This is a genomic window from Mycolicibacterium elephantis DSM 44368 (assembly GCF_004014805.1).
GTDB lineage: Bacteria > Actinomycetota > Actinomycetes > Mycobacteriales > Mycobacteriaceae > Mycobacterium > Mycobacterium elephantis.
This window is the reverse complement of the sequence record NZ_ATDN01000015.1, coordinates 56208-82144: the sequence shown is the minus strand read 5'-3', so window position 1 is coordinate 82144 and position 25937 is coordinate 56208. Positions and strand designations below refer to the sequence as shown.

The following is a 25937-nucleotide window of genomic DNA, read 5'->3' as shown; positions in this document are numbered from 1 at the left end:
GCGATTTCGGCGTGTTTCGTCACGCTGAGGTTGACGAACCACGCCGAAACCGCCGTGCGCCCCCCGCACCGACCCGGCACCGAGACCGACGCTTTGGCGAAATCCACTCGCACTTTCTCGCCAAATGTCCCTTTGGGCGGAAAACCTGGCGAAAACCCGTCACACATCGGCGGGCTGTCTCGTCTAAGGGGTATGACCGAGAAAACACAGAAGACCCGGATCCAACCCGTCGCCCCCGAGCAGGCCTCGCTGCTGACCAGGCTCTTGTACCGAGTCGCCAAGCGGCGCTTCGGCGAGGTGCCCGAGCCGTTCGCCGTCGCCGCCCATCACCCGCGGCTGATGCTGGCCAACGTGGTGCACGAGGGCATGCTGCAGTCGGGCTCCAAGAAGCTGCCCGCGAGCGTGCGCGAGCTCGCGGTGTTCTGGACCGCCCGCACCATCGGCTGCTCATGGTGCGTCGACTTCGGCGCGATGCTGCAACGCCTCGACGGCCTCGACGTCGACCGGCTCAAGCACATCGACGACTACGCGACCTCACCGTTGTTCAGCGACGACGAACGGGCCGCGATCGCCTACGCCGACGCCATGACCACCGATCCGCACACCATCACCGACGAACAGGTCGAGGACCTCAAGCGCCGGTTCGGCGAGGCCGGCGTGATCGAGCTGACCTATCAGATCGGCGTGGAGAACATGCGCGCGCGGATGTATTCCGCACTCGGCATCACCGAGCAGGGCTTCAACTCTGGTGACGCGTGCCGGGTGCCGTGGTTGACCGACGACTCGGACGAGCGCTTGCGCGAGCAGAATCCGACCTGAGCGGCGACCCCGTGAACTTGTCGGGGTTGGCGATATCCCAGATCGCGCAGACCTTTCCGTCGCGCACGGTCATCGCCGTCACCCGCGGCATCAGCTCGGGATGGTTCTCGACCGGCGGTGCTCCTGCGGTGTAGGCGCCCAGCTGGCCGTTGACCAGCGCCAGCTGATTGCCCGCCAGCCAGTTCGGCCCGTACCGCCGCGCCAGCCCGAACAGGAACCGCGCCACCTTCTCGGGCCCGTGGATGACGCGCGGGGCCGTCGGCGCGCTGCGGTTGGAGTCGCCCGTGAAGGTGACCTCCGGATGGAGCAGTCGCACAACGGCTTCCATGTCACCGGCGGCCAGCGCGGCCATCAGCGCCGCGGCCACCTCGTTGTGCGTATCGTCGCCGACCGGAGCGGGCGCGCCCGCCACCGCCCGCCGCGCCCGCGACGCGAGTTGGCGTGCGGAGGCAGGGCTGACGCCGAGCACGTCGGCGATCTCAGTGAACGGCACGTCGAAGCCGTCGTGCAACACGAACGCCACCCGCTGATCAGGGGTCAGGCGTTCCAGCACCACCATCGCCGCGAACCGGGCGTCCTCGTCCGCCACCACGGCCGACAACGGATCCGACCCCTCCAACGGGGTCACCACGGGCTCGGGAAGCCACTCGCCGAAGTACATCTCGCGGCGGTGCGCGGCCGAGCGCAACCGGTCCAGACTGAGCCTGCTGACCACGGTGGTCAGCCAGGCCCGCAGATCATCGACGTCGGATTCGGCACGGTTCCAGCGCAGCCACGCATCCTGGACGACATCCTCGGCGTCGGCGACAGTGCCGGTGAGCCGGTATGCCACGGCCATCAGGTGCGGCCGTAGCTCCTCGAACTCGTCGATCCGCGTGCTCGCGGTCATGGTTCGAGTCTAGGCGCTCAGCGCTTGGCGAAAACAGTTCGATGCCAGGCTTTGTCGGCCACCCCGGTGATGTCGCTCATCACATGCTTGACGGTCAGGTACTCCTCGAGCGAGTAGTCGCTCATGTCCTTGCCGAAACCCGACGCACCCACACCGCCGTGGGGCATCTCGCTGATGATCGGGATGTGGTCGTTGATCCACACACAGCCGGCCTTGATCTCCCGTGACGCGCGCTGCGCGCGATAAACATCACGGGTCCACGCCGATGCGGCCAGCCCGTATTCGGTGTCGTTGGCTTGGCGCAGGGCATCGTCGTCGTCGGTGAAGGCACGCACCGTCAGCACCGGGCCGAAGATCTCGTCGCGGTAGACCTCCGACTGCTCGGCGACGTCGGCGATCAGCGTCGGCAGATAGAACCAGCCCGGCCGCTCGGGCGCGACGCCGCCGGTGACGACGCGCCCACCCTCGGCCGGGGCCCGCGCGACCATGCCCGCCACCTTCTCCCGGTGCGCGGCCGAGATCAGCGGGCCCAGGTCGGTGTCGGGGTCGTCGGGATCCCCGACGACGACCTTGCCCATCACCTCGGCGACCCCGGCGACGAAGTCGTCGTAGAGGTCGGTCGCCACGATCGCGCGCGTGGCGGCCGTGCAGTCCTGGCCCGTGTTGATCAGCGCGGCCGCGACCGCGCCCTGGATCGCGGCGTCCAGATCGGCGTCGTCGAACACCACGAACGGGGCCTTGCCGCCCAGTTCCAGCTGCACCCGGTGCCCCTGCGCCGCGGCCGCGGCCATCACCGTGCGCCCGACGGCGGTGGATCCGGTGAACGTCACCATGTCGACCTCGCGGTGACCGGCCAGCGCGGCGCCGACGTCGGGACCCGCGCCGGTCACCACGTTGAACGCGCCGTCGGGCAGCCCCGCCTCGCGGGCCAGCCGGGCCAGCGTCAGCGTCGTCAACGGCGTCAGCTCACTCGGCTTGATCACCACCGCACACCCGGCGGCCAAGGCGGGCAACACTTTCCACACCGCCATCTGCAGCGGATAGTTCCACGGGGTGATCGTCGCGACGACGCCGACCGCCTCGCGCCGGATGCTCGACGTGTGGTCGCCGGAGTACTCCGCGGTGGCCTTGCCCTCGAGATGACGCGCGGCACCGGCGAAGAAGTCGATGTTGTCGATGCTGCCGGGAACGTCGAACTCGGCCGCCAACCGCACCGGCTTGCCGGTCTGGCGGACCTCCTCCGCCACCAGCTGTTCCGCATGTTCGCCGGCCAGCCGCGCGAGCGTGGCCAACACCGCCGACCGCTCCGCGGGCGTCGCGCCTGCCCACTCGGGTAGGGCGGCACGCGCGGCCGCCACCGCCGCGTCGACGTCGGCGGGCGATGCCAGCGCGCACTCGGCGACCGCCCGGCCGGTCGCGGGGTCGATGATGTGATGCGTTTCGGCGCCGTCGGCCACCGACGCACCTGCGATCCAGCTCGCGGTCACGGTCATGGGCCAACGCTAACCGACCTCGCCGACGTCAGCTACGTAATCCAGGCACTGAGACCGGCTATTACGCGTGATTTCATCGCCGTGGTTGCCTGCGACGACGGATTCCGTGCACAATTCATGCATGGCAAGCCCTGGTCCCGTGCGCGGCGTCGGCCCGTTGTCGTTTCGGGTCAAGCAATCCCGTCCGGGTGCGGCGTTTCAGCTCGACGAACTGTCCAAGCAGATCATCGAGAAGCTGCAACAAGACGGCCGACGCTCGTATGCCGGCATCGGCAAGGCGGTGGGGCTGTCGGAGGCCGCGGTGCGCCAACGCGTGCAACGCATGGTCGACGCCGGGGTGATGCAGATCGTCGCGGTCACCGATCCGATGCAGTTGGGGTTCGCCCGCCAGGCCATGATCGGCATCCGCTGCACGGGCGACACCACCAAGGTCGCCGAACAGTTGGCGGCCATCGACGCGGTGGACTACGTGGTGCTCACCGCGGGCTCGTTCGACGTGATCGTCGAGGTCGTGTGCGCCGACGACGACGACCTGCTCGATCTGCTCAACACGCAGATTCGCGCCCTGCCGGGAGTGAGCTCCACCGAGACGCTCGTCTATTTGAAACTCGTCAAGCAGCAATACAATTGGGGCACCAGATGACAACTGTCGACCTCGGCGCCAAGGCGAACCGGCACCTGTGGGGACACTTCGCCCGGCACGGCCCGGGCATCACACCGCCGATCATCACCCGCGGTCAGGGTGTCACGATCTGGGACGACACCGGCAAGAGCTACATCGACGGGCTGTCAGGGCTTTTCGTCGTGCAGGTGGGCCACGGCCGCCAGGAGTTGGCCGAGGCCGCGGCCAAGCAGGCCGAGCAGTTGGCGTTCTTCCCCCTGTGGTCGTATGCCACCCCCACCGCGATCGAGCTGGCCGAACGGATCGCGCACTACGCGCCCGGCGATCTGAACCGGGTCTTCTTCACCACCGGCGGTGGCGAAGCGGTCGAGTCGGCGTGGAAGCTGGCCAAGAACTACTTCAAGCTCGTCGGCAAACCCGGTAAGCACAAGGTGGTTTCGCGGGCCGTGGCCTATCACGGCACACCGCAGGGGGCGCTGGCGATCACCGGCCTGCCGGTGTTCAAAGAGCCGTTCGAGCCGCTGACCCCCGGCGGGTTCCGGGTGCCCAACACCAACTTCTACCGTGCGCCCGCGCCGTATCAGGACGACGAGAAGGCCTTCGGCCAGTACTGCGCCGACCGCATCGCCGAAGCGATCGAGTTCGAAGGGCCCGACACCGTGGCGGCCGTGTTCTTGGAGCCGGTGCAGAATGCGGGTGGGTGCTTCCCGCCTCCCCCAGGGTATTTCGAGCGCGTGCGGGAGATCTGCGACACCTACGACGTACTGCTGGTGTCCGACGAGGTGATCTGTGCCTTCGGCCGGATCGGCTCGATGTTCGCCTGCGACGACTTCGGCTATGTGCCCGACATCATCACCTGCGCGAAGGGTTTGACCTCGGGCTACTCACCGATCGGCGCGATGATCGCCAGCGACCGGTTGTTCGAGCCGTTCGACGACGGCAAGACGGTGTTCGGGCACGGCTACACCTTCGGCGGGCATCCCGTCTCGGCGGCGGTGGCGCTGGCCAACCTCGACATCTTCGAGCGCGAGGGCCTCAACGACCACGTCAAGCGGAACGCCCCTGCGCTGCGCGCGACGCTCGAGAAGCTCTACGACCTGCCGATCGTCGGCGACATCCGTGGCGCGGGCTTCTTCTACGGCATCGAGCTGGTCAAAGACAAGGCCACCAGGGAGACGTTCAACGACGAGGAATGCGAGCGCCTGCTGCGCGGCTTCCTCACCCCGGCGGTGTTCGAAGCCGGCCTGTACTGCCGCGCCGACGACCGCGGCGACCCGGTGGTGCAGCTGGCGCCGCCGCTGATCAGCGGGCAGAAGGAGTTCGACGCAATCTACGAGATCCTGCGCGGCGTGCTCGACCAAGCCGGCCGCTTGCTGTAGCCGAGGGGTCCTCCCCGCCGAACGTGAAGTTGTGCGCGAGATTTCAGTCATTTTTCGGACACAAGCGCACGTTCGAGCACCCGGTGCCCGCCGATCAGGTACGCACACTCTATGGGCGAATACTGGGCGAGCCTGGTACTGATCACGGCGCTGGTGCTGATCAATGCGGTCTTCGCGGGCAGCGAGGTCGCCCTGATCTCGCTGCGTGAGGGGCAACTGCGTCAGCTGGAGCGCCGCGGCAACCGCACCGCGCGCACGCTGGCCGACCTGGCCCGCGACCCCAATCGTTTCCTGGCGACCATCCAGCTCGGCATCACGTTGTCGGGTTACCTCGCCTCGGCGACGGCTGCCGTCACGTTGGCCCAGCCGCTGGTTCCCATGCTCGGGTTCCTCGGCGCCGCGGCGCGGCCGACGACGGTGGCGCTGGTGACGATCGCGCTGGCGTTCGTCACCCTGGTGTTCGGTGAACTGGCGCCGAAACGGCTGGCCATGCAGCACGCGCAGCCGTGGGCCATGCTCATCGCCCGGCCGCTGGATGCGATGGCCACGGTGTCACGCCCGGCGGTGTGGCTGCTGAGCAGGGCGACGAACCTCGTCGTGCGGCTGTTCGGCGGCGATCCCAAGATCGGACAACAGCCGCCCACCCCGGAGGAGTTGCGCGACCTCGTGGCGGGTCACCGCGGTCTGACCGTCGAACAACGGATGATCATCACCGGCGCACTCGAGATCGACGAGCGTGCCCTGCGTGAAGTCCTGGTCCCCCGCCGCGCGGTGGTGATGCTGTCGGTCGACATGCCGACCGAGGAGGCCCGCGCCGTGCTCGCCGACAGCGGGCACACCCGCGCCCCCGTCGTCCAGACCGCCAACCTCGACAATGTGACAGGCATGGTGCATCTTCGCGACCTGCTCGGCGACGGTCTGGTCGTCGGCGACGTCGCCCGGCCCGTCGTCCGGTTCCCCGAGAGCCTGCGGGTCTCAGAAGCGTTGCGCCGGTTCAAGAACGACCGTGAGCAGTTCGCGGTCGTCGTGGACGAACACGGCGGCGCCGAGGGCATCGTCACCCTCGAGGACCTGCTGGAGGAGATCGTCGGCGAGATCTACGACGAGGCCGACACCGACATCCAGTCGGTGCGCGCCCTGCCCGACGGCCGGCTGGTGCTCCCGGGTCGATTCCCCATTCACGACCTGCCCGACATCGGCGTGGAGTTCCGCGACGCTCCCGACGGGGACTACACCACCGTCGCCGGGTTGGTGCTGGCTGAACTCGGGCGCATCCCGACCGCGCCCGGTGACCGCGTCGAGCTCGCCGACTGGAGTATTCAGGTGACCGGAACCAGACACCACGCGATCACCGAGGTGTGCCTCGTCCCCCGCGCCAAGCCGCCCGACGAGGCGCCAAAATAAACCGGCCAGCAATCACTTCAGCACCTCTAATCACAACAGTCACAGCGCGCCTCCGGGCAATCGCGGCCCGTACGGCCTAATCTGCGCACACGATGGCGAATCTGCGAACCGCGTCCCGGCGCGCTGTCGGCCTGGCAGCGGCCCTTTTCGTGATGGTCAGCCCGGCGGTGGCAAGCGCGCAGCCACCGTCGGCGCCGGAGGCCACCGCCTGCCCTTACCGCGAGACGACGCCACCGGCCGTCGACGCGTCCGAGGTTCCCAAACCCGGCCAGGCCCCGCCCGCGCCGCTTCCGGTGCCCGCCACCCCGCTGGGCGGTGACGCGCTGTCGGGGTGCGGGGTGATCACCGCGCCCGGCACCCCGCCGCTGCCCAACGACGTCTCCGCCGAGGCCTGGCTCGTCGCCGACCTGGACACCGGCGACGTCATCGCGGCCAAAGACCCCCACGGCAGGCACCGGCCCGCCAGCGTCATCAAGGTGCTCACCGCGATGGCGGCCATCAAGGAACTGCCGCTGCACCGGGTGGTGGCGGGCACCCCGGAGGACGCCGCGCAGGAAGGCACCAAGGTCGGTGTCGGGCCCGGCGGTCACTACTCGATCAACGACCTGTTGCACGGCCTGCTGATGTACTCCGGCAACGACGCCGCCTACGCGCTGGCCATCCAGCTTGGCGGGATGGACGCCGCGCTGCACAAACTCAACGACCTGGCCCGCAAGCTCGGCGGCCACGACACCCGCGTCGCCACACCGTCGGGCCTCGACGGCCCGGGGATGAGCACGTCGGCCTACGACATCGCCCTGTTCTACCGGTATGCCTGGCAGAACCCGGTGTTCGCCGACATCGTGGCCACCCGCAGCTTCGACTTCCCCGGCCGCGGCGACGTCGGCTATCCGATCGAGAACGACAACAAGCTGCTCCTCAACTATCCCGGCGCGTTGGGCGGCAAGACGGGATACACCGACGACGCGGGCCAGACGTTCGTCGGCGCCGCCGACCGGGACGGCCGCCGCCTGGTCGCGGTGCTGCTGCGCGGCACCCGCCAGCCGATCGCGCCGTGGGAGCAGGCCGCGCACCTGCTGGACTACGGCTTCGCGACCCCGCCCGGGACCAAGGTGGGCACGCTGATCGAACCGGATCCCTCACTGCAGGGCCGCAAACCGGCCGCCGACGGCACCGCCGCCGGCGTCAACGCCGCACCGATGCTCTCCGACGTCGACGCCATGCCGGTGCGCGTCGGGGTGGCGGTCGTCGGCGCGGTCATCGTGTTCAGCCTGATCATGGGGGCCCGGTCGCTGAATCGCCGCCCGCAGCACTAACCTCGCACTGGTCGGCATCCGACACCGGACGAGGGGCGCCGTACCCGGCCAGCGACAAGACGGCGTCACGGAGGTGTTTCATGGCCTGGCTCATTCTCATCGTCTCCGGCGCCTTCGAAGCGGTGTGGGCCGTCGCGCTGAGTAAGTCGGAGGGGTTCAGCCGACCGATGCCCGTAGCGGTGTTCGTTGTGGCACTGATCATTTCGATGGGCGGTCTGGGCATCGCGCTGCGTGACCTACCGGTCGGCACCGGCTACGCGGTGTGGGTGGGCGTCGGCGCCGCGCTGACGGTCGTCTACTCGCTGGCCTCCGGGGCCGAGAGCGCATCACTTCTCAAGGTGGTTCTGCTGCTGGGCATCGTGGGCTGTGTCGTCGGCCTGCAGCTGGTCAGCAGCTAGCGTCGCACCCACCGCGAAAGACTAAGCGCGCCAACGGCTCCCACGAGCGCCGCGGTCAACGCGCCGACGAACCCGACCCCCTCGCGGACCTGCACACGCGGGGTGATCACCGCCCGCCCCGGCGGCTCGACGGGCGCGGGAAGCATGTTCTCGGTCGCGGTGGCGGCCCAGGCCGTCGCGAACAGGATCAGCCGCGCGGTGATGTAAGCGAACACCATCAACCCCAGCACCGGACCGAACGTCGCGCCCGCCGGGCCGGTGACCACCGAGCGCAGGTAGAGCGCGGCCACCAGTTTGAACACCTCGAATGCCACCGCCGCCAGCAGCCCCGCTCGCATCGCGCTGCGGAAGCTCACCGACTCCCTCGGCAGCCGCGCGATGATCCACGTGAACAACAGCCAGCTGATCAGCAGCGAGGTCAGCATGGAGACCACCCGCAACGCCAGGCCGACACCCGGAACTTCCTCCAGCCCAACCCATTCGAGCACTTGCCTCATCGGTCCGGCGCTGCCCAGCGCGGTCAGCGCAACGGTGACGGCGATCGCGAGGAACAGCCCGAGGATCGCCAGCAGGTCCGAGGCCTTGGTGCGCAGAAACCCCTTGGACTCCTGCCGGGCGAGGCCCCACATCTGGCTGAGCGCCTCACGCAGGTTCGCCATCCAGCCCAGCCCCGCCCAGGCCGCGGTGACCAGGCCGATGATGCCGACGGACGTGCGCGACGCGATCGCCGAGTCCATCAGGTCGACCAGCTGGTTGCCGACGTCGCCCGACACCGCCGCACGGATCCGGTCCTCGATCTGGGCCAACAGGTCGGGCTGGCGCACCAGGATGAAGCCGCCGACGGCGAATCCCACCATCAGCAACGGGAACAGCGCGAAGACGGTGAAGTAGGTGATGCCCGCCGCGTAGAAGTCGCCCTTGCTGTCCTTGTAGCGCTCCTGGGCCCGCATCACGTGATCGAACCAGCGATAACGGGCGCGCATCCGGTCGATGATGCCCGGCTTCTCCGGCTCGGTCTCCGTGTCTGGCGCGGCCATCGGTGTCTCCCGGTCAAGAACGTGGCGGCAGAAAGCCCAGTCGGTCGTATACCCGCTTGAGCGTCTTCGCAGACACTTCCCGGGCGCGCTGTGCGCCGGCCGCCAACACCGATTCCAGTTCGGTCGGGTCGGCGAGGAGTTCATCGACGCGGGCCTTGAGCGGGGTGACGTACTCGACGACGGCCTCGGCGGTGTCGGATTTCAGGTCGCCGTATCCGCGGCCCGCATACGATTCGACGAGCTTGTCGATGTCGGTGCCGGTGATCGCCGACTGGATGGTGAGCAGGTTGGAGACCCCCGGCTTGGCGTCCGGGTCGTAACGCACCTCACGCTCGCTGTCGGTGACCGCAGAGCGGATCTTCTTGGCCGACACCTTCGGGTCGTCGAGCAGGTTGATCAACCCCGCCTCGGTGGCCGCGGACTTGCTCATCTTGGCGGTCGGGTCGGCCAGGTCGTAGATCTTGGCGGTGGCCTTCTGGATCATCACGTCGGGGATGACGAACGTGCCGGGGAAGCGCGCGTTGAACCGTTGCGCGACATCGCGTGCCAGCTCCAGATGCTGGCGCTGGTCCTCGCCGACCGGCACCAGGTCGGTGTCGTAGAGCAGCACGTCGGCGGCCATCAGCACCGGATAGGTGAACAGCCCCACGGTGGTGGCCTCGCTGCCCTGCTTCTGCGACTTGTCCTTGAACTGCGTCATCCGCGACGCCTGCCCGAAGCCGGTGAAACACCCCAGCGCCCAGGCGAGTTCGGCGTGCGCGGGAACATGGCTCTGCACGAAGATCGTGGCGCGTGCCGGGTCGATGCCTAACGCCAGGTACTGCGCGGCGACTGCGAGCGTGCGCCTGCGCAACTGCTCGGGCTCCTGCGGCACGGTGATCGCGTGCAGGTCGACCACACAGAAGAACGCGTCGAATTCCTCCTGCAGATTCACCCACTGCTTGACGGCGCCGAGGGCGTTGCCGAGATGCAGGGAGTCCGATGTGGGTTGCACACCGGAGAAGACGGTCTTCTTCTGCGCAGCGGCGCGGTCGATGCTCATGGTGGCCCGATCATTTCACACCGGCCGAGTGTCGGGTTGAGACACGTTCCGCGGCGCGAGGCGTGCGACAACCTGACACTCGGCGGTGTCTAACCGCGATATTCGACGGTGACCGGCGCGTGGTCGGACCACCGCATCGCGTACGCCGCGGCGCGCTCCACCCGCGCCGACACCGTCCGCGCGGCCAACGTCCGAGTCGCCAAGTGGTAGTCGATGCGCCAGCCGGCGTCGTTGTCGAAGGCCCGCCCGCGCCATGACCACCACGAGTACGGTCCGGCCACCCCTGGATGCAGGGCCCGGACCACGTCGACCCAGCCGGAGTCCAGCAGCTCGGTGAGCCATTGGCGCTCGCTGGGCAGAAAGCCCGACTTCTTGAGGTTGCCCTTCCAGTTCTTGATGTCGTTTTCGGTGTGCGCGATGTTCCAGTCGCCGCACACCACCGCGTCGCGGTCGGCGAGTTCGGCCATCCGCTTGGCCAGCGCCGTCATGAAGCGCTCCTTCTCCAGCTGGCGGTCGGTTTCGGCTTCGCCGGTCTGCACGTAGACGCTCGCCACGGTGGCCCCGGCGACGTCGACCTCGAGGTATCGCCCGTGCGTCGCGAACTCGTCGGACTCCAGCGGCCGCGCCGCGGTGATCGGCCGGCGCGACAGCACGGCAACGCCGCTGCGGCCCTTGATATGTGGTTCGGCCGAGGCCAGCTGCCAGCCGTCGGACAGCGCGGGCGCCAGCGCCGCGGCCAGCTGGTCGTCGTCGGCCCGGGTCTCCTGCAGGCACACCACGTCGGCGGCGGTGTCGGCAAGCCAGGCCAGCAGGCCCAGGTTGTCCGGCGAACGCTGCTTGACCGCGGCGCGGATTCCGTTGACGTTGACGGTGCTGACGATCACGCAGCAGACCATAGCCCCGGAGCTTGCGGTACCGGCGGTATCGCCTTTAGTGTCGGCAGGATGACCTTGCGCCCCGCGATCCACCTCGGCTCCGGTGAGCCGATGCTTCTGCTGCACCCGTTCATGATGTCGCAGAGCGTGTGGAAAGACGTCGCACCGCAGATCGCCGCCACCGGGCGCTACGAGGTCTACGCACCGACCATGCCCGGCCACAACGGCGGGGTGAAGGGCCGCTTCTTCCTCGACACCGCCGAGCTCGCCGACGACATGGAACGCCGCATGGACGAGTTGGGCTGGGACACCGCCCACATCGTCGGTAACTCCCTGGGCGGCTGGGTGGCGTTCGAGCTGGAGCGCCGCGGACGGGCCCGCACGCTGACCGGTATCGCGCCCGCGGGCGGCTGGCGCCGCTTCACGCCGGCCAAGTTCGAGATCGTGTTCAAGTTCGTCGCCGGGCTGCCGGTGTGGCTGATCGCCAAGGCGCTGGGCCCGCGCGCGCTGCGGCTGCCGTTCGCGCGCCAGCTGGCATACGTGCCGGTCAGCGCCAGCCCGGACGGGCTGTCCGACGAGGACCTGTTGGTCATCGTCGACGACGTCACCCACTGCCCGGCCTACTTCCAGCTGCTGCTCAAGGCGCTGCTGCTGCCGGGACTGCGGGAGCTGGCCGAGGGCACCGCGCCCACCCACCTGGTGATCTGCGAGAACGACCGCGTGCTGCCGCATCCGCGGTTCACCCGGCACTTCACCGCGCATCTGCCCAAGGACACCCAGATCACCCACCTCGACGGCGTCGGGCACATCCCGATGTTCGAGGCGCCCGAGCGGGTCACCGAGACGATCGTCGGGTTCGTCGACCGCTATGCCAGCCCGCCACCGCGCAAGGCAGTGCTGTAGCCGGAGCTAACCGAGCTCCTTCTCCAGGTTCTCGGCGATCGACTCGAGGAACACCTCGGTGGTCTGCCACTGTTCCTCCGGGCCGATCAGCAGCGCCAGATCCTTGGTCATCTGACCGCCCTCGACCGTGCCGATCACCACCTCTTCCAGCGTTTCGGCGAACTCGATCACCGCCGGGGTGTTGTCCAACTTGCCGCGGTGCGCCAGGCCCCTGGTCCAGGCGAAGATCGAGGCGATCGGGTTGGTCGACGTCGGCTTGCCCTGCTGGTACTGCCGGTAGTGCCGGGTCACGGTGCCGTGCGCGGCCTCGGCCTCCATGGTCTTGCCGTCCGGGGTCATCAGCACCGACGTCATCAGCCCCAGCGAGCCGAAACCCTGTGCGACCGTGTCGGATTGCACATCGCCGTCGTAGTTCTTGCAGGCCCACACATAGCCGCCCTCCCACTTGAGGCTGGCGGCCACCATGTCGTCGATCAGCCGGTGCTCGTACGTCAGCCCTTCGGCGTCGAACTTGTCCTTGTACTCCTCGTCGAAGATGCGCTGGAACTCGTCCTTGAACATCCCGTCGTAGCCCTTGAGGATGGTGTTCTTCGTCGACAGGTACACCGGATACTTCTGCTGCAGCGCGAAATTGAACGCCGAGCGCGCGAAGTCCTGGATGGACTTGCGGAAGTTGTACATGCCCATGATCACGCCGCCGCCCTCGGGGATGTGCACGACGTCGTGAACCAGCGGCTCGCTGCCGTCGTCGGGGGTGAACGTGACGGTGAACGTGCCCGGCCGGTCCACTTTGGTGTTGAAGGCGCGGTACTGGTCGCCGAACGCGTGGCGGCCGATGATGATCGGCTTGGTCCAGCCCGGCACCAGCCGTGGCACGTTCTTGATCACGATCGGGGCCCGGAAGATGGTGCCGCCCAGAATGTTCCGGATGGTCCCATTGGGCGACTGCCACATCTGCTTGAGCCCGAACTCCTTGACCCTGGCCTCGTCGGGGGTGATCGTCGCGCATTTCACCCCGACCCCGTGGCGCTTGATCGCCTCGGCCGCCTCGATGGTGACCCGGTCGTCGGTGGCGTCACGGTTCAAGATGCCGAGGTCGTAGTAGTCCAGGTTGATGTCGAGGTGCGGGTAGATGAACGTGTCCTTGATGAGCTTCCAGATGACGCGCGTCATCTCGTCGCCGTCGATATCGACTACCGTGCCTTCAACCTTGACCTTGGACATGCCGGCCACATTACAAGCCGGCCCCGCCCGGCAAAGGCCCAGCTAGGGCTACTGAGCAGTAACAGACTCCAACGCCGAGTTGAAGGTCTTGCTCGGCCGCATCACCGCGGTCGTCTTCTCCCGGTCGGGGTAGTAGTAACCGCCGATGTCGACCGGATTGCCCTGCACCTCGGCGAGTTCGGTGACGATCGTGTCCTCGTTCTTGGCCAGCTCCTCGGCCACCGTCGCGAAATGCTCGGCGAGGTCCTTGTTCTCGGTCTGCGCGGCCAGCTCCTGGGCCCAGTACAGTGCGAGGTAGAACTGGCTGCCGCGGTTGTCGAGTTCACCGGTCTTGCGGGACGGGCTCTTGTTGTTGTCCAGCAGCTTGCCGATCGCGGAGTCCAGCGTCCTGCCCAGCAACGCCGCGGTCTTGTTGTCGGTCTTGCGGCCCAGGTCCTCGAAACACGCGCCGAGCGCGAGGAACTCGCCGAGCGAATCCCACCGCAGATGGTTCTCTTCCACCAACTGCTTGACGTGCTTGGGCGCCGAGCCGCCCGCGCCGGTCTCGTACATGCCGCCGCCGGCCATCAGCGGCACGATCGACAGCATCTTGGCGCTGGTGCCCAACTCGAGGATCGGGAACAGGTCGGTGAGGTAGTCACGCAGGATGTTGCCGGTCACCGCGATGGTGTCCTGGCCGCGGACCAGCCGCTCGAGCGTGTACCGCATCGCCCACACCTGCGGCATGATCTGGATGTGCAGGCCCTCGGTGTCGTGGTCCTTGAGGTACTGCTTGACCTTCTTGCGTAACTCGACCTCGTGCGGACGCTCGGTGTCCAGCCAGAACAGCGCGGTCATGCCCGACGCGCGGGCGCGGGTGACCGCCAGCTTCACCCAGTCCTGGATCGCGGCGTCCTTGACGATCGGCATGCGCCAGATGTCACCGGTTTCCACGTTCTGGGTGAGCAGCACCTCGCCGGTGTCGATGTCGACGATGTCGGCGACGCCGTCCTCGGGGATCTCGAACGTCTTGTCGTGGCTGCCGTACTCCTCGGCCTTCTGCGCCATCAGGCCGACGTTGGGCACCGTGCCCATGGTCGTCGGGTCGAACTGGCCGTGGGTCTTACAGAAGTTGATCATCTCCTGGTAGATCCGGGAGAAGGTCGACTCGGGGTTGACGGCCTTGGTGTCCTTGAGCTTGCCGTCCGCGCCGTACATCTTGCCGCCGGCGCGGATCATCGCGGGCATCGAGGCGTCGACGATCACGTCGGACGGCGAGTGGAAATTGGTGATGCCGCGCGCCGAGTCCACCATCGCCAGCTCCGGGCGGGTCTCGTGGCAGCGGTGCAGGTCGTCGATGATCTCGTCACGCAGCGACGCGGGCAGCGATTCGATCTTCTCGTAGAGGTCCGAGAGCCCGTTGTTGACGTTGACGCCGAGCTGGTCGAACAGCTCCCGGTGCTTGGCGAACGCGTCCTTGTAGAAGATCTTGACGGCGTGGCCGAACACGATCGGGTGGCTGATCTTCATCATCGTGGCCTTGACGTGCAGCGAGAACATCACGCCGGTCTCGTAGGCGTCCTGCATCTGCTCTTCGTAGAAGTCGCACAGCGCCTTTCGGCTCATGAACATGCTGTCGATGATGTCGCCCTCGTCCAGCGCGACCTCGGGCTTGAGCACGATCGTCTCGCCGCCCTTGGTGTTGAGCACCATCTGGACCTTGCGCGGCCGGTCCAGCGTCATCGACTTCTCACCGGCGTAGAAGTCGCCGCCCCGCATCGTGGCCACGTGGGTGCGCGACGCCTGCGACCACTCCCCCATGCTGTGCGGATTCTTGCGGGCGTACTCCTTGACCGCCTTCGGCGCGCGCCTGTCCGAGTTGCCCTCCCGTAGAACGGGGTTCACGGCGCTGCCCAGCACCTTGGCGTAGCGCTCCTTGAGCTTCTTCTCCTCGTCGGTCTTCGGGTCGCCGGGGTAGTCCGGAACCGCGTAGCCCTTGCCCTGCAACTCCTTGATGGCCGCCAGCAGCTGCGGCACCGATGCGCTGATGTTGGGCAGCTTGATGATGTTGGTGTCCGGAAGCTGCGTCAGCCGGCCCAGCTCGCCGAGGCTGTCGGGCACCCGCTGCTCTTCGGTCAGGTAGTCGCCGAACTCCGCCAGGATGCGCGCCGCCACCGAGATGTCGCTGGTCTTGATCTCGATACCCGCGGGCTCGGCAAAGGTGCGGATGATCGGCAGAAACGCGTAGGTCGCAAGCAGCGGCGCCTCGTCGGTCAGCGTGTAGATGATGGTTGGCTGCTGAGCACTCATGATCTCTCTTCCGGGCGTCACGATCGGGATCGGGGGAAACGTCGTCGCCTACCAGTATTCCGTTGTCCCCGACGCTACGCGTGGCCACCTCCGCCCTGGCGCGCACCTGTTGGCACTTCGTCGCCACGATGGGATAAGCTTCTCCACAGGTCATGAGCGCCAGCGACAAGCCCCGGCTTGCTGGCCGGCAACCCTCCAACCGCGGTGGGGTGCCCCGGGTGATGACCAGGTTGAGTACCCACTGACAAGTGGTACCGGCAAGCGCGGGTCCGTTGTGACGGGCCCCCAGAGAGACAGGTGGAGGTCCGGCGTGCGCATGTGTCGCTGAAATCCGCCCCGGCCGCATCACAACAGGAGAAACCATTGAGCAACGACACCCAGCTGGACGATCCCGCCGCGCACTGGGCGTTTGAGACCAAGCAGGTCCATGCCGGCCAGACGCCCGATCCCGCGACGAACGCGCGGGCCCTGCCCATCTACCAGACCACCAGCTTCACGTTCGACAGCACCGAGCACGCCGCCGCGCTGTTCGGGCTGGCCGAGCCCGGCAACATCTACACCCGGATCATGAACCCGACCCAGGACGTCGTCGAGCAGCGCATCGCGGCCCTGGAGGGCGGGGTGGCCGCGCTGTTTCTGGCATCCGGTCAGGCCGCGTCGCACTTCGCGATCCTCAACATCGCCCACACCGGGGACCACATCGTGTCCAGCCCGCGGCTCTACGGCGGCACGTACAACCTGTTCCACTACACGTTCCCCAAGATCGGTATCGACGTCAGCTTCGTGGAGGACCCCGACGACCTGGAGTCCTGGCGCGCCGCGGCCCGGCCCAACACCAAGGCGTTCTTCGCCGAGACGATCTCCAACCCGCAGATCGACGTCCTCGACATCCCCAACGTCGCCGCCGTCGCGCACGACGTCGGGGTGCCGCTGATCGTCGACAACACCATCGCGACGCCGTACCTGCTGCAGCCCATCAGCCACGGCGCCGACATCGTCGTGCACTCGGCCACCAAGTACCTCGGCGGGCACGGCACCGCGATCGCGGGTGTCATCGTCGACGGCGGCACCTTCGACTGGACCAACGGCAGGTTCCCCGGGTTCACCACCCCTGATCCCAGCTACCACGGTGTGGTGTACGCCGAACTCGGCCCGCCCGCGTTCGCGCTGAAGGCCCGGGTGCAGCTGCTGCGCGACCTCGGCTCGGCCGCCTCCCCGTTCAACGCGTTCCTGATCGCCCAGGGACTGGAGACGCTGAGCCTGCGCGTCGAGCGACATGTCGCCAACGCCCAACGCGTCGCCGAGTACCTGTCCGGGCACGACGCCGTCCTCTCGGTGAACTACGCCGGGCTGCCCAGCTCGCCGTGGCATGCGCTGGCGAACAAGTTGCTGCCCAAGGGAACCGGCGCGGTGCTGGCCTTCGAGTTGGCCGGCGGGGTGGACGCCGGAAAGGCGTTCGTCAACGCGCTGAAGCTGCACAGCCACGTCGCCAACATCGGCGACGTGCGGTCGCTGGTGATTCACCCGGCGTCGACGACCCACGCGCAGCTCTCCCCCGAGGAGCAGCTGGCCACCGGGGTCACCCCGGGACTGGTGCGTCTGGCCGTCGGGATCGAGGGCATCGACGACATCCTGGCCGACCTCGAGCGCGGCTTCGCCGCGGCCAAGCCGTTCTCGACCGCGGGGCCCACGGACCCCAAGACCACGGCGGCGTTCTGATGACCCTCACTGATTTCGAGGCCGATGTGCCAGCTTTGACTCTTCCCGCCGAAGGCGAGATCGGCATTGTCGACATCGGGCCGCTGACGCTCGAGAGCGGCGCCGTCATCGACGACGTGCAGATCGCCGTGCAACGTTGGGGCGAGCTGTCGCCCGAGCGCGACAACGTGGTGATGGTGCTGCACGCGCTGACCGGAGATTCCCACATCACCGGCCCCGCCGGACCCGGCCACCCAACGCCGGGCTGGTGGGACGGCATCGCCGGGCCCGGTGCCGCGATCGACACCGACCGGTGGTGCGCGGTGGCCACCAACGTGCTGGGCGGTTGCCGCGGCTCGACGGGTCCCAGCTCGCTGCACCGCGACGGAAAGCCGTGGGGCTCAAGGTTTCCCCATGTGACGGTGCGCGACCAGGTCGAGGCCGACATCGCCGCGCTCAAGGCGTTGGGCGTCACCGAGGTCGCCGCGGTGGTCGGCGGGTCGCTGGGCGGCGCCCGCGCGCTGGAGTGGATGGTCGGACACCCCGACAAGGTGCGCTCGGGGCTGCTGCTCGCGGTCGGCGCGCGTGCCACCGCCGACCAGATCGGCACCCAGAGCACCCAGATCGCCGCGATCAAGGCCGACCCGAACTGGCACGGCGGCGACTACTACGGCACCGGCACGTCACCCGACGTCGGCATGAGCATCGCCAGGCGCATCGCACACCTGACGTATCGGGGTGAGCTGGAACTGGACAACCGTTTCGGCAACGACCCGCAGGGCAGCGAAGACCCCCGCACCGGCGGCCGCTACGCGGTGCAGAGCTACCTCGAGCACCAGGGCCGCAAGCTGGTCGCGCGCTTCGATGCGGGCACCTACGTGGCGCTCACCGAATCGCTGTCCAGCCACGACGTCGGCCGCGACCGCGGCGGTGTCGAGGCCGCGCTGCGCAACTGTCCGGTGCCGGCGCTGGTCGGCGGCATCACCTCGGACCGGCTGTATCCGCTGCGGCTGCAGGAGGAGCTGGCCGAACTGCTGCCGAACTGTGGCGGGCTGCACGTCGTCGATTCGATCTACGGCCACGACGGCTTCCTGGTGGAGATGGAGGCGGTCGGCAAGTTGGTCCGCCAGACGCTGGAGCTGGCCTCGCGGTGACCCGCCCGGATCAGCAGCGGTCACTGTCGTTCGGCGCGGAAGCCGCGGCATACGAGCGCGGCAGACCGTCGTACCCGCCGGAGGCCATCGACTGGCTGCTGCCGGCGGGTGTGCGCGACGTGCTGGATCTGGGGGCCGGAACGGGCAAGCTGACCACGCGGCTGGTGGAACGCGGCCTGGACGTGGTGGCCGTCGACCCCATCCCGGAAATGCTTGAGCTGCTGAGTAATTCGCTGCCGGACACGCCGGCGCTGCTGGGCACCGCGGAGGAGATCCCGTTGCCCGACGACAGCGTCGATGCCGTGCTGGTCGCGCAGGCCTGGCATTGGTTCGACCCGGAGCTCGCGGTCAAGGAGGTCTCCAGGGTGCTGCGTCCGGGTGGTCGGCTCGGGCTGGTGTGGAACACCCGCGACGAACGGATGGGCTGGGTCAAGGAGCTCGGCCGCATCATCGGCCACGAGGACGACCCGTTCAGCAACCGGGTGACGCTGCCCGAGCCGTTCACCGATGTGGCGCGCCATCAGGTGGAGTGGACGAATTACCTGACGCCGCAGGCCCTCATCGATCTCGTCGCCTCGCGCAGCTACTGCATCACCTCGCCGGAGAAGGTGCGCGTGAAGACGCTCGATCAGGTGCGCGAGCTGCTGGCCACCCATCCGGCGCTGGCCAACACGACGGGGTTGGCGCTGCCCTACGTCACCGTGTGCATCCGCGCCGAGCTAGCGACCAGCTAGCTCTTCGCCCAAACTGAAGTTCTGCACACAAACGCCGAGAGGCGGCGTGCACAAGCTCAGTTTCGGCGCAGAACTAGCTGGTGCCCAGCGGGTCGATCGTCCAGGCGATGTAGAGCATCGCGGCGCTGACCGTCGCGGTCGTCACGAAGTCGATCGGCTTGCTGCGCACCGCCAACAGGCCCGCCCGCTCGTCGGGCAACAGCAACCGCAAGGCCGCGGCGGCGCCCACGCCGATCGCGATGACCAACGCGCCGCGCCGCCAATACCCCGCGATCACAAGCCCGAACGCGGCGACGAACACCAGGCCCACCGACCAGATCGGCCACTGCCCGGCGAACACCTTGCGCGCGAACTCCTTCGGGGTCACGTCGCGGCAAGGGCTTCCGCGCGTTCCACGACGTTCGTCAACAGGAATGCCCGGGTCAGCGGTCCGACGCCGCCGGGATTGGGCGATACGTGCCCGGCGACCTCCCACACGTCGGGGTGCACGTCGCCGACGAGCTTGCCGTTGTCGTCGCGGCTGACGCCCACGTCGACGACGGCGGCGCCGGCGCGGACCATCTCGGCCGTCACCATGTGCGGCACACCGGCGGCGGCGACGATGATGTCGGCCTGCCGGGTCAACGCGGGCAGGTCACGGGTTCCGGTGTGGCACAACGTGACCGTGGCGTTCTCCGAGCGACGGGTCAGCAACAGCCCCAGCGGCCTGCCCACCGTGACCCCGCGCCCGATCACCACCACGTGCGCGCCGGCGATCGGCACCTCGTAGCGGCGCAGCAGGTGCACGATGCCACGCGGGGTGCACGGCAGCGGCGCGGGTTCGTTGAGTACCAGCCGGCCCAGGTTCGTCGGGTGCAGACCGTCGGCGTCCTTGCCCGGATCCATCCGCTCCAGCGCGGCGTTCTCGTTCAGCCCCTTCGGCAGCGGCAGCTGCACGATGTAGCCGGTGCACTGCGGGTTGGCGTTGAGCTCGTCGATGGTCGCGTCGAGCTCGGCCTGGCTGATGTCGGCGGGCAGGTCGCGACGGATCGAGGTGATGCCCACCTTCGCGCAGTCGGAGTGCTTGCCGCGGACATAGGCGTGCGACCCGGGGTCGTCGCCGACGAGCACCGTCCCGAGCCCGGGCGTGCGCCCGGCCGCGGTCAGGGCCGCAACCCGTTCGGAGAGGTCGACGAAGATCTCGTCGCGCGTGGCCTTACCGTCTAGCGTGATCGCACCCACAGGGGTCATTGTGGCAGGCTTCATTCCATGGACACTCCCCGGAATGTGTTCACCCCGGCCAAGCTGGGCCCGGTGACGCTGCGCAACCGCATCATCAAGGCGGCGACCTTCGAGGCGTGCACGCCGAACGCGCTCGTCACCGACGACCTGATCACCTACCACCGGCTGCCCGCCGCCGGGGGTGTCGGCATGACGACGGTGGCGTATCTGGCGGTAAGGCCGGGCGGCCGCACCGAGGGCAGGCAGATCTACTGGCGCCCCGAGGCCATTCCCGGGCTGCGCAGGCTCACCGACGCGATCCACGCCGAGGGCGCCGCGATCAGCGCGCAGATCGGTCACGCCGGACCGGTGGCCGACGCCCGCTCGAACAAGACCACCGCCTATGCGCCGGTGCGGTTCTTCAACCCGCTGGCGATGCGCTTCGCCAAGAAGGCCACCCGCGAGGACATCGACGACATCATGGCCGCCCACGCCGATGCGGCCCGGTTCGCGATCGAGGCCGGGTTCGACGCCGTCGAAATCCACCTCGGCCACAACTACTTCGCCAGCTCGTTTCTGAGCCCGCTGATCAACCGCCGCACCGACGAATTCGGCGGCTCGCTGCAGAACCGCGCCAAGGTGGCCCGCGGCACCGTGCTGGCGGTGCGCCGCGCGGTGGAGAAGGCGGGCACGCCGATCGCGGTCACCGCCAAGCTGAACATGGCCGACGGGGTGCGTGGCGGCATCTCGCTCGAGGAGTCGCTGCAGACGGCCAAGTGGCTCGAGGAGGACGGCGGCCTGGACGCCATCGAGCTCACCGCGGGCAGCTCGCTGGTCAACCCGATGTACCTGTTCCGCGGCGGCGCCCCGGTCAAGGAGTTCGCGAACGCCTTCAAGCCGCCGCTGCGCTGGGGCATCCGGATGACGGGCAACAAGTTCTTCCGCGAGTACCCCTACCGCGAGGCCTATCTGCTGCGCGACGCCAAGCAGTTCCGCGCCGAGCTGAAGATGCCGCTGATCCTGCTCGGCGGCATCACCAACCGCGAAACCATGGACCTGGCGATGGCCGAAGGGTTCGACTTCGTCGCGATGGGACGCGCGCTGCTGGCCGAACCCGACCTGATCAACCGGATCCAGGCCGACGGCGACAAGCACTCGGTGTTCTCCGCGTGCACGCACTGCAACCAGTGCATGGCCACGATCTACAGCCAGACCCGCTGCGTGGTGACCGGCTCGCCGCACTACTCCTCGGTGGGCACGCCCGGCTGATCCGTTACCGCGTCGGCGTCTCCACCGCCAGGATCGGCGGCGTCTCGAACTGCAGCATCGGCTCGGCGCGCACCCACTCGTCGGTCCTGATGACGAGGTCCTTCGCGGTGACGGTGTAGGTGGCGCCGTCCTTCTGGGCGAAGAACTCGCCGGGCACGGTGGGTTCGGCGACGACGACCAACACCGCGTCGTCGCCGAGGCGGGCACCGCGGTACTCGTAGTGCCCCTCGGGCACCAGGCAGATCGCGACGAGTGACTGCGCCGTGCGCCCGAAGCTCACCGCCGAGCGCGGGGCGTCGCAACGCACGGACGTGCCGATGAAACCGCGATCGTCGGTGGGGTACGACGGCTGCGCGAGGGCCGTCGACGGCGCGACCGTCGTCGCCAGGCTCACGCCCACCGCCGCTCCGAGGAGCAGCACCGCAGGCGTCACAGACACCATGACTCAGTGTCCCCATGAACCGGCGTCAATTCGCGGCGGCGCGCCGCACCGGCCGTCAAGTCGGCGGAATCAGCGCCCTCGCGCAGTCCGAGACGATGGCGTCGGCGCCGGCGGGAACCGCGTGTCGCGCCAGCAGGTGGCGACGCACCACCGCGTACGGGATGTCGATCACCGCGGCGGTGACCCGGTCGGCGTCGGCGTGGATGTCGGTGAGCGCCTGCCGGAGTCGACGGTGCAGGCGTCGTCGCCGGGCCCGGAGGTCCTCGGGCCACTCGGCTTCGCCCAGCGAGTCGGCGCCGACGAGCAACACCTGCGCCTGCTGCGGATGGTCGCGACACCACTGCACGGTGAACCGCGCGCCCGCGACACACTTGTGCTGCGCACCGCGCGCCCGGCCGACCTCGGTGAGGAAACCGGACAGAAAGCGCTCCTCGGTGCGCATCCACAGCTGCCCGCACAGCGCTGCCCTGCTCGGAAAGCGGTGATACAGCGAGCCGCTCGGCGCCCCGACCGCACGGGCCACCGCCGACATCGTCACCGCGGCCGGGCCGCCTTGCGCCAACAACGCGGCTGCGGCATCCAGAAGCTCGTCGACGGTGTATCGCGCGGGTCGCGGCATGGCCCTATCATAGTAGAGAGTACTCTCTAATACTCTGGAGGAACGCCATGGCCACTGCCGTTGATGTCGCACAGCGGTTCTACGAGGTGCTCGCCCGAGCCGACGCCCGCGGTCTTTTCGCGTTGCTCACCGACGACTTCGTCGGTGAGGTCAGCGCGGGCATGCCGCACGAGGTGGGCGGCGAGCATCGCGGCCCGGCCGACATGATCGTCAACGTCTGGGGCCGCATCGACGCGCTGTACGACATGCACGTGGACCCCGCCGAATTCCTTGTCGTCGACGACAACCGGGTCGTGGTGACCGGCCGGTACCGGGGTTCGGCCCGCGACGGCGACACCGCCGTGGACGCGCGGTTCGCCCACATCATCACCACCCGGGGCGACCAGATGACGGCGCTGCAGCAGATCACCGACACCGCGCGGTGGAATATTCCGCGGGGCTAGCGACCCGATACAGTTGTCGCGATGTCCAATGTCGCCGGCCGTCCGGCTCCGACGAGCCGACCCGTCCCTCCCGCGCTGACCGTTCGGTACGACGGCACGACGCGAACCTTCGCGCCAGGCAACGACGTCGTCGTCGGCCGGGACCTGCGCGCCGACGTGCGCATCGCCCATCCGCTGATCTCCAGGGCGCACCTGGTGCTGCGATTCGATCAGGGCCGGTGGGTCGCCATCGACAACGGCAGCCTCAACGGGTTGTTCGTCAACAACCGGCGGGTGCCCACCGTCGACATCGTCGACGGACAGAGCGTCAACATCGGCAACCCCGACGGCCCGCGGCTGACCTTCGAGGTCGGCCGCCACCAGGGCGCCGCGGGCCGCACGCCGACCACGGCGGTGCCCATCGCCACGCAGCGCCACGGTTCGGCGTCCTGGCCCGCCGCGGGCCCGCAGGCTTCAGGACCGCAGCCGTCGCACCCGTCGCGGCCCCAACCGATGTATCCGACGGCGCCGCAGCCGCCGCGATATCCCACCGGTCCCCAGGCCCACACCGGCGGACCCACGACGTACCCGCCGAGCACCCCGCAACCGGCGCGCCACGCGGCCCCACCCCCACCGCCGCCGGTGTCCTCGTCGTCGCTGGAGTCGGTGACGGCGTTGGGCCCGACGGCGGCGCCCCGCTCCAGCGAGGGCAACCTCGCCACGAGCATGCTGAAAATCCTGCGGCCGGGCCGGCCCGCCGACGCCGGGGTGCCGGGAGCCATCAAGATCGGCCGCGCCACCGACAACGACATCGTCGTGCCCGACGTGCTCGCGTCGCGCCACCACGCCACGTTGGTGCCCACCCCGGCGGGCACCGAGATCCGCGACAACCGCAGCATCAACGGCACGTTCGTCAACGGCGCCCGTGTCGAGACGGCGGTGCTGCACGAGGGTGACACCGTCACGATCGGCAACATCGACCTGGTGTTCACGGGCGGCACGCTGGTCCGCCGCAGCGAGACCGAGGCGGCCACCCGCACCGGCGGGCTCGAGGTGCACGGCGTCACGTGGACGATCGAGAACAACAAGACGCTGCTGGACAACATCTCGATCGCCGCGCGGCCCGGCACGCTGACAGCGGTGATCGGCCCGTCGGGCGCGGGCAAGTCGACGTTCGCCCGGTTGGTGGCCGGCTATACCCATCCGACGTCGGGCACGGTGACGTTCGAGGGCCACAACATCCACGCCGAGTACGCCTCGCTGCGCTCCCGGATCGGGATGGTGCCGCAGGACGACGTGGTGCACGGCCAGCTGACCGTCAACCAGGCGCTGATGTACGCGGCCGAGTTGCGGCTGCCGCCCGACACCACCAAGGAGGACCGCGAACAGGTCGTCGCGCAGGTGCTCGAGGAACTGGAGATGACCCGGCACGCCGACACCCGCGTCGACAAGCTCTCCGGTGGGCAGCGCAAGCGGGCGTCGGTGGCGCTGGAACTGCTCACCGGCCCGTCGCTGCTGATCCTCGACGAGCCGACATCGGGCCTGGATCCCGCGCTGGACCGGCAGGTCATGACCATGCTGCGCCAACTCGCCGACGCCGGCCGTGTGGTGCTGGTCGTCACGCACTCGCTGACCTACCTCGACGTCTGCGATCAGGTGCTGCTGTTGGCGCCCGGCGGAAAGACGGCGTTCTACGGGCCGCCGAGCCAGATCGGTCCGGCCATGGGCACCACCAACTGGGCCGACATCTTCAGCGCGGTCGCCAACGACCCAAACGCGGCCAACCAGCGGTTCCTGGCCCAGCACGGCCCGCCGCCGCCACCGCCGCCGAGCGAGCAGCCGTCCGACCTCGGCAACCCGACGCGCACCAGCGTGACCCGCCAGTTCTCGACGATCGCGCGGCGCCAGGTGCGCCTGGTGGTCTCCGACCGCGGCTACTTCGCCTTCCTGATGCTGTTGCCGTTCATCATGGGCGTGCTGTCGCTGTCGGTGCCCGGCGACGTCGGCTTCGGGGTGCCCGTGCCCGCGATCGAGGGCGGCGCCGCACCCAACGAGCCCGGCCAGATCCTGGTGATGCTCAACGTCGGCGCCATCTTCATGGGCACCGCGTTGACGATCCGCGCGCTGATCGGTGAGCGCGCCATCTTCCGCCGCGAGCAGGCGGTCGGATTGTCAACGACGGCATACCTTTTGGCGAAGATGTTCGTGTTCACGGTTTTCGCGGTCATCCAGTCGGCGATCGTCACCGTCATCGCGATCATCGGTAAGGGTTGGGGCGCAGGCGCGGTCGAGCGGGGCGCGCTGCTCGGCAATCGCAGCGTGGAGTTGTTCCTCGACATCGCGGTGACCACAGTGGCCGCGGCGATGGTGGGACTGGCGTTGTCGGCGTTGGCGAAGTCCAACGAGCAGATCATGCCCCTGCTGGTGGTGGCGATCATGTCGCAGCTGGTGTTCTCCGGCGGCATGATCCCGGTGACCGATCGCATCGTGCTCGACCAGATGTCGTGGTTCACCCCGGCGCGCTGGGGTTTCGCGGCATCGGCCTCGACGATCGACCTGATCCGGCTCGTGCCGGGCCCGCTGACTCCCAACGACCGGCACTGGGACCACTCGTCGGGCACCTGGCTGTTCGACATGGCGATGCTCGCCCTGATCTCCGTGGGCTACGTGTCGTTCGTGCGCTGGAAGATCCGGCTGAAAGCCGCCTGA

General features: G+C 68.5%; 24 protein-coding genes and 2 riboswitches. Of the genes, 13 read left to right on the top strand and 11 right to left on the bottom strand.

Annotation, left to right across the window (positions count from 1 at the left end; translation table 11 throughout):
* The first annotated feature begins 192 nt into the window (after nt 1-192).
* A complete protein-coding gene (locus MELE44368_RS12365) occupies nt 193-819 on the top strand; it encodes a carboxymuconolactone decarboxylase family protein (protein ID WP_128108759.1) in 627 nt (208 codons plus the stop codon).
* On the opposite strand, the gene MELE44368_RS12360 is transcribed toward MELE44368_RS12365, so the two are convergent.
* Both MELE44368_RS12360 and MELE44368_RS12355 read right to left on the bottom strand, forming a co-directional pair.
* Nucleotides 740-1708, bottom strand: coding sequence for a sigma-70 family RNA polymerase sigma factor (locus MELE44368_RS12360; protein ID WP_128108758.1), 969 nt, complete (start codon nt 1706-1708; stop codon nt 740-742). The genes MELE44368_RS12365 and MELE44368_RS12360 overlap by 80 nt on opposite strands.
* 17 nt (nt 1709-1725) lie before the next feature.
* The gene (locus MELE44368_RS12355; protein ID WP_128108757.1) at nt 1726-3201 is read right to left on the bottom strand and encodes a gamma-aminobutyraldehyde dehydrogenase; all 1476 of its coding nucleotides are present in this window, start codon (nt 3199-3201) and stop codon (nt 1726-1728) included.
* A gap of 121 nt (nt 3202-3322) precedes the next feature.
* Between MELE44368_RS12355 and MELE44368_RS12350 the strand changes: the two genes are divergently transcribed.
* The 5 genes from MELE44368_RS12350 to MELE44368_RS12330 all read left to right on the top strand — a co-directional run bounded on the left by MELE44368_RS12350 (nt 3323) and on the right by MELE44368_RS12330 (nt 8320).
* Nucleotides 3323-3844 (top strand): Lrp/AsnC family transcriptional regulator, encoded by a 522-nt coding sequence (locus MELE44368_RS12350; protein ID WP_046752864.1) that lies wholly within the window; start codon nt 3323-3325, stop codon nt 3842-3844.
* On the top strand, nt 3841-5202 hold the full coding sequence (locus tag MELE44368_RS12345) for an aspartate aminotransferase family protein (protein WP_128108756.1): 1362 nt from the start codon (nt 3841-3843) through the stop codon (nt 5200-5202). Before MELE44368_RS12350 ends, MELE44368_RS12345 begins: the two co-directional genes overlap by 4 nt.
* Before the next feature lie 111 nt (nt 5203-5313).
* Nucleotides 5314-6606 carry a hemolysin family protein gene (locus MELE44368_RS12340; RefSeq protein WP_128108755.1) on the top strand — a complete coding sequence of 431 codons (1293 nt, stop codon included), beginning with the start codon at nt 5314-5316 and terminating at the stop codon, nt 6604-6606.
* Between the two features lie 92 nt (nt 6607-6698).
* Nucleotides 6699-7922: a D-alanyl-D-alanine carboxypeptidase family protein gene (locus MELE44368_RS12335; RefSeq protein WP_128108754.1), complete on the top strand. Its 1224-nt coding sequence runs from the start codon at nt 6699-6701 to the stop codon at nt 7920-7922.
* 5 nt (nt 7923-7927) lie between these two features.
* A riboswitch (guanidine-III (ykkC-III) riboswitch) is annotated at nt 7928-7991 on the top strand.
* Between the two features lie 11 nt (nt 7992-8002).
* Nucleotides 8003-8320, top strand: a complete 318-nt coding sequence (locus MELE44368_RS12330; protein ID WP_128108753.1) for a DMT family transporter — start codon at nt 8003-8005, stop codon at nt 8318-8320.
* Here the strand turns inward: MELE44368_RS12330 and yhjD are convergent.
* The 3 genes from yhjD to MELE44368_RS12315 form a co-directional block, all read right to left on the bottom strand.
* A complete protein-coding gene (gene yhjD, locus MELE44368_RS12325) occupies nt 8317-9357 on the bottom strand; it encodes an inner membrane protein YhjD (RefSeq protein ID WP_128108752.1) in 1041 nt (346 codons plus the stop codon). The genes MELE44368_RS12330 and yhjD overlap by 4 nt on opposite strands.
* A 13-nt stretch (nt 9358-9370) precedes the next feature.
* On the bottom strand, nt 9371-10399 hold the full coding sequence (gene trpS, locus MELE44368_RS12320; protein WP_128108751.1) for a tryptophan--tRNA ligase: 1029 nt from the start codon (nt 10397-10399) through the stop codon (nt 9371-9373).
* A gap of 89 nt (nt 10400-10488) precedes the next feature.
* A complete protein-coding gene (locus MELE44368_RS12315) occupies nt 10489-11283 on the bottom strand; it encodes an exodeoxyribonuclease III (RefSeq protein WP_128108750.1) in 795 nt (264 codons plus the stop codon).
* A gap of 60 nt (nt 11284-11343) precedes the next feature.
* Here MELE44368_RS12315 and MELE44368_RS12310 point away from each other — a divergent pair, with 60 nt between their 5' ends.
* Nucleotides 11344-12177 (top strand): epoxide hydrolase EphH, encoded by an 834-nt coding sequence (locus MELE44368_RS12310; RefSeq protein WP_128108749.1) that lies wholly within the window; start codon nt 11344-11346, stop codon nt 12175-12177.
* A gap of 6 nt (nt 12178-12183) precedes the next feature.
* On the opposite strand, the gene MELE44368_RS12305 is transcribed toward MELE44368_RS12310, so the two are convergent.
* Together MELE44368_RS12305 and MELE44368_RS12300 are read right to left on the bottom strand one after the other, a co-directional pair.
* On the bottom strand, nt 12184-13401 hold the full coding sequence (locus MELE44368_RS12305) for an NADP-dependent isocitrate dehydrogenase (protein ID WP_128108748.1): 1218 nt from the start codon (nt 13399-13401) through the stop codon (nt 12184-12186).
* Nucleotides 13402-13449: 48 nt separating this feature from the next.
* A complete protein-coding gene (locus tag MELE44368_RS12300; protein WP_128108747.1) occupies nt 13450-15690 on the bottom strand; it encodes an NADP-dependent isocitrate dehydrogenase in 2241 nt (746 codons plus the stop codon).
* Nucleotides 15691-15838: 148 nt separating this feature from the next.
* Nucleotides 15839-15960: riboswitch (SAM riboswitch) on the top strand.
* 93 nt (nt 15961-16053) lie between these two features.
* Here MELE44368_RS12300 and MELE44368_RS12295 point away from each other — a divergent pair.
* Genes MELE44368_RS12295 through MELE44368_RS12285 form a run of 3 tightly spaced genes read left to right on the top strand, consistent with a single transcriptional unit; the run spans nt 16054 to nt 19276 of the window.
* Nucleotides 16054-17409, top strand: coding sequence for a bifunctional o-acetylhomoserine/o-acetylserine sulfhydrylase (locus MELE44368_RS12295; RefSeq protein WP_128108746.1), 1356 nt, complete (start codon nt 16054-16056; stop codon nt 17407-17409).
* Entirely contained in the window at nt 17409-18542 is a 1134-nt protein-coding gene (gene metX, locus MELE44368_RS12290) for a homoserine O-acetyltransferase MetX (RefSeq protein ID WP_128108745.1), read from the top strand. The genes MELE44368_RS12295 and metX overlap by 1 nt, the downstream gene beginning before the upstream one ends.
* Nucleotides 18539-19276, top strand: a complete 738-nt coding sequence (locus MELE44368_RS12285) for a class I SAM-dependent methyltransferase (RefSeq protein WP_128108744.1) — start codon at nt 18539-18541, stop codon at nt 19274-19276. Before metX ends, MELE44368_RS12285 begins: the two co-directional genes overlap by 4 nt.
* Before the next feature lie 73 nt (nt 19277-19349).
* Here MELE44368_RS12285 and MELE44368_RS12280 read toward each other — a convergent pair whose 3' ends face one another.
* Together MELE44368_RS12280 and MELE44368_RS12275 are read right to left on the bottom strand one after the other, a co-directional pair.
* Nucleotides 19350-19643: a DUF3017 domain-containing protein gene (locus tag MELE44368_RS12280; RefSeq protein WP_046752852.1), complete on the bottom strand. Its 294-nt coding sequence runs from the start codon at nt 19641-19643 to the stop codon at nt 19350-19352.
* The gene (locus MELE44368_RS12275) at nt 19640-20497 is read right to left on the bottom strand and encodes a bifunctional methylenetetrahydrofolate dehydrogenase/methenyltetrahydrofolate cyclohydrolase (protein WP_206613758.1); all 858 of its coding nucleotides are present in this window, start codon (nt 20495-20497) and stop codon (nt 19640-19642) included. Before MELE44368_RS12275 ends, MELE44368_RS12280 begins: the two co-directional genes overlap by 4 nt.
* 27 nt (nt 20498-20524) lie before the next feature.
* Between MELE44368_RS12275 and MELE44368_RS12270 the strand changes: the two genes are divergently transcribed.
* A complete protein-coding gene (locus MELE44368_RS12270) occupies nt 20525-21745 on the top strand; it encodes an NADH:flavin oxidoreductase (protein ID WP_128108742.1) in 1221 nt (406 codons plus the stop codon).
* 4 nt (nt 21746-21749) lie between these two features.
* Here the strand turns inward: MELE44368_RS12270 and MELE44368_RS12265 are convergent, their stop codons facing one another.
* Both MELE44368_RS12265 and MELE44368_RS12260 read right to left on the bottom strand, forming a co-directional pair.
* Nucleotides 21750-22187: a hypothetical protein gene (locus MELE44368_RS12265; RefSeq protein WP_128108741.1), complete on the bottom strand. Its 438-nt coding sequence runs from the start codon at nt 22185-22187 to the stop codon at nt 21750-21752.
* 55 nt (nt 22188-22242) lie between these two features.
* Nucleotides 22243-22806 carry a TetR/AcrR family transcriptional regulator gene (locus tag MELE44368_RS12260; RefSeq protein ID WP_128108740.1) on the bottom strand — a complete coding sequence of 188 codons (564 nt, stop codon included), beginning with the start codon at nt 22804-22806 and terminating at the stop codon, nt 22243-22245.
* 47 nt (nt 22807-22853) lie between these two features.
* On the opposite strand from MELE44368_RS12260, the gene MELE44368_RS12255 reads away from it, so the two are divergent.
* Nucleotides 22854-23249 carry a nuclear transport factor 2 family protein gene (locus MELE44368_RS12255; RefSeq protein ID WP_128108739.1) on the top strand — a complete coding sequence of 132 codons (396 nt, stop codon included), beginning with the start codon at nt 22854-22856 and terminating at the stop codon, nt 23247-23249.
* 21 nt (nt 23250-23270) lie between these two features.
* Complete coding sequence (locus MELE44368_RS12250) at nt 23271-25937, top strand: FHA domain-containing protein (RefSeq protein ID WP_128108738.1); 2667 nt, start codon at nt 23271-23273, stop codon at nt 25935-25937.

Excerpts from the sequence above, each read along its gene's own strand:
- MELE44368_RS12355 (WP_128108757.1), bottom strand. The coding sequence starts at position 3,201 with ATGACCGTGACCGCGAGCTGGATCGCAGGTGCGTCGGTGGCCGACGGC.
- MELE44368_RS12305 (WP_128108748.1), bottom strand. The coding sequence starts at position 13,401 with ATGTCCAAGGTCAAGGTTGAAGGCACGGTAGTCGATATCGACGGCGAC.
- yhjD (WP_128108752.1), bottom strand. The coding sequence starts at position 9,357 with ATGGCCGCGCCAGACACGGAGACCGAGCCGGAGAAGCCGGGCATCATC.
- MELE44368_RS12250 (WP_128108738.1), top strand. The coding sequence starts at position 23,271 with ATGTCCAATGTCGCCGGCCGTCCGGCTCCGACGAGCCGACCCGTCCCT.
- MELE44368_RS12255 (WP_128108739.1), top strand. The coding sequence starts at position 22,854 with ATGGCCACTGCCGTTGATGTCGCACAGCGGTTCTACGAGGTGCTCGCC.
- MELE44368_RS12360 (WP_128108758.1), bottom strand. The coding sequence starts at position 1,708 with ATGACCGCGAGCACGCGGATCGACGAGTTCGAGGAGCTACGGCCGCAC.
- trpS (WP_128108751.1), bottom strand. The coding sequence starts at position 10,399 with ATGAGCATCGACCGCGCCGCTGCGCAGAAGAAGACCGTCTTCTCCGGT.
- MELE44368_RS12350 (WP_046752864.1), top strand. The coding sequence starts at position 3,323 with ATGGCAAGCCCTGGTCCCGTGCGCGGCGTCGGCCCGTTGTCGTTTCGG.
- MELE44368_RS12310 (WP_128108749.1), top strand. The coding sequence starts at position 11,344 with ATGACCTTGCGCCCCGCGATCCACCTCGGCTCCGGTGAGCCGATGCTT.
- MELE44368_RS12340 (WP_128108755.1), top strand. The coding sequence starts at position 5,314 with ATGGGCGAATACTGGGCGAGCCTGGTACTGATCACGGCGCTGGTGCTG.
- MELE44368_RS12260 (WP_128108740.1), bottom strand. The coding sequence starts at position 22,806 with ATGCCGCGACCCGCGCGATACACCGTCGACGAGCTTCTGGATGCCGCA.
- MELE44368_RS12335 (WP_128108754.1), top strand. The coding sequence starts at position 6,699 with ATGGCGAATCTGCGAACCGCGTCCCGGCGCGCTGTCGGCCTGGCAGCG.
- MELE44368_RS12330 (WP_128108753.1), top strand. The coding sequence starts at position 8,003 with ATGGCCTGGCTCATTCTCATCGTCTCCGGCGCCTTCGAAGCGGTGTGG.
- MELE44368_RS12345 (WP_128108756.1), top strand. The coding sequence starts at position 3,841 with ATGACAACTGTCGACCTCGGCGCCAAGGCGAACCGGCACCTGTGGGGA.
- MELE44368_RS12265 (WP_128108741.1), bottom strand. The coding sequence starts at position 22,187 with ATGGTGTCTGTGACGCCTGCGGTGCTGCTCCTCGGAGCGGCGGTGGGC.
- MELE44368_RS12300 (WP_128108747.1), bottom strand. The coding sequence starts at position 15,690 with ATGAGTGCTCAGCAGCCAACCATCATCTACACGCTGACCGACGAGGCG.
- MELE44368_RS12365 (WP_128108759.1), top strand. The coding sequence starts at position 193 with ATGACCGAGAAAACACAGAAGACCCGGATCCAACCCGTCGCCCCCGAG.
- MELE44368_RS12270 (WP_128108742.1), top strand. The coding sequence starts at position 20,525 with ATGGACACTCCCCGGAATGTGTTCACCCCGGCCAAGCTGGGCCCGGTG.
- metX (WP_128108745.1), top strand. The coding sequence starts at position 17,409 with ATGACCCTCACTGATTTCGAGGCCGATGTGCCAGCTTTGACTCTTCCC.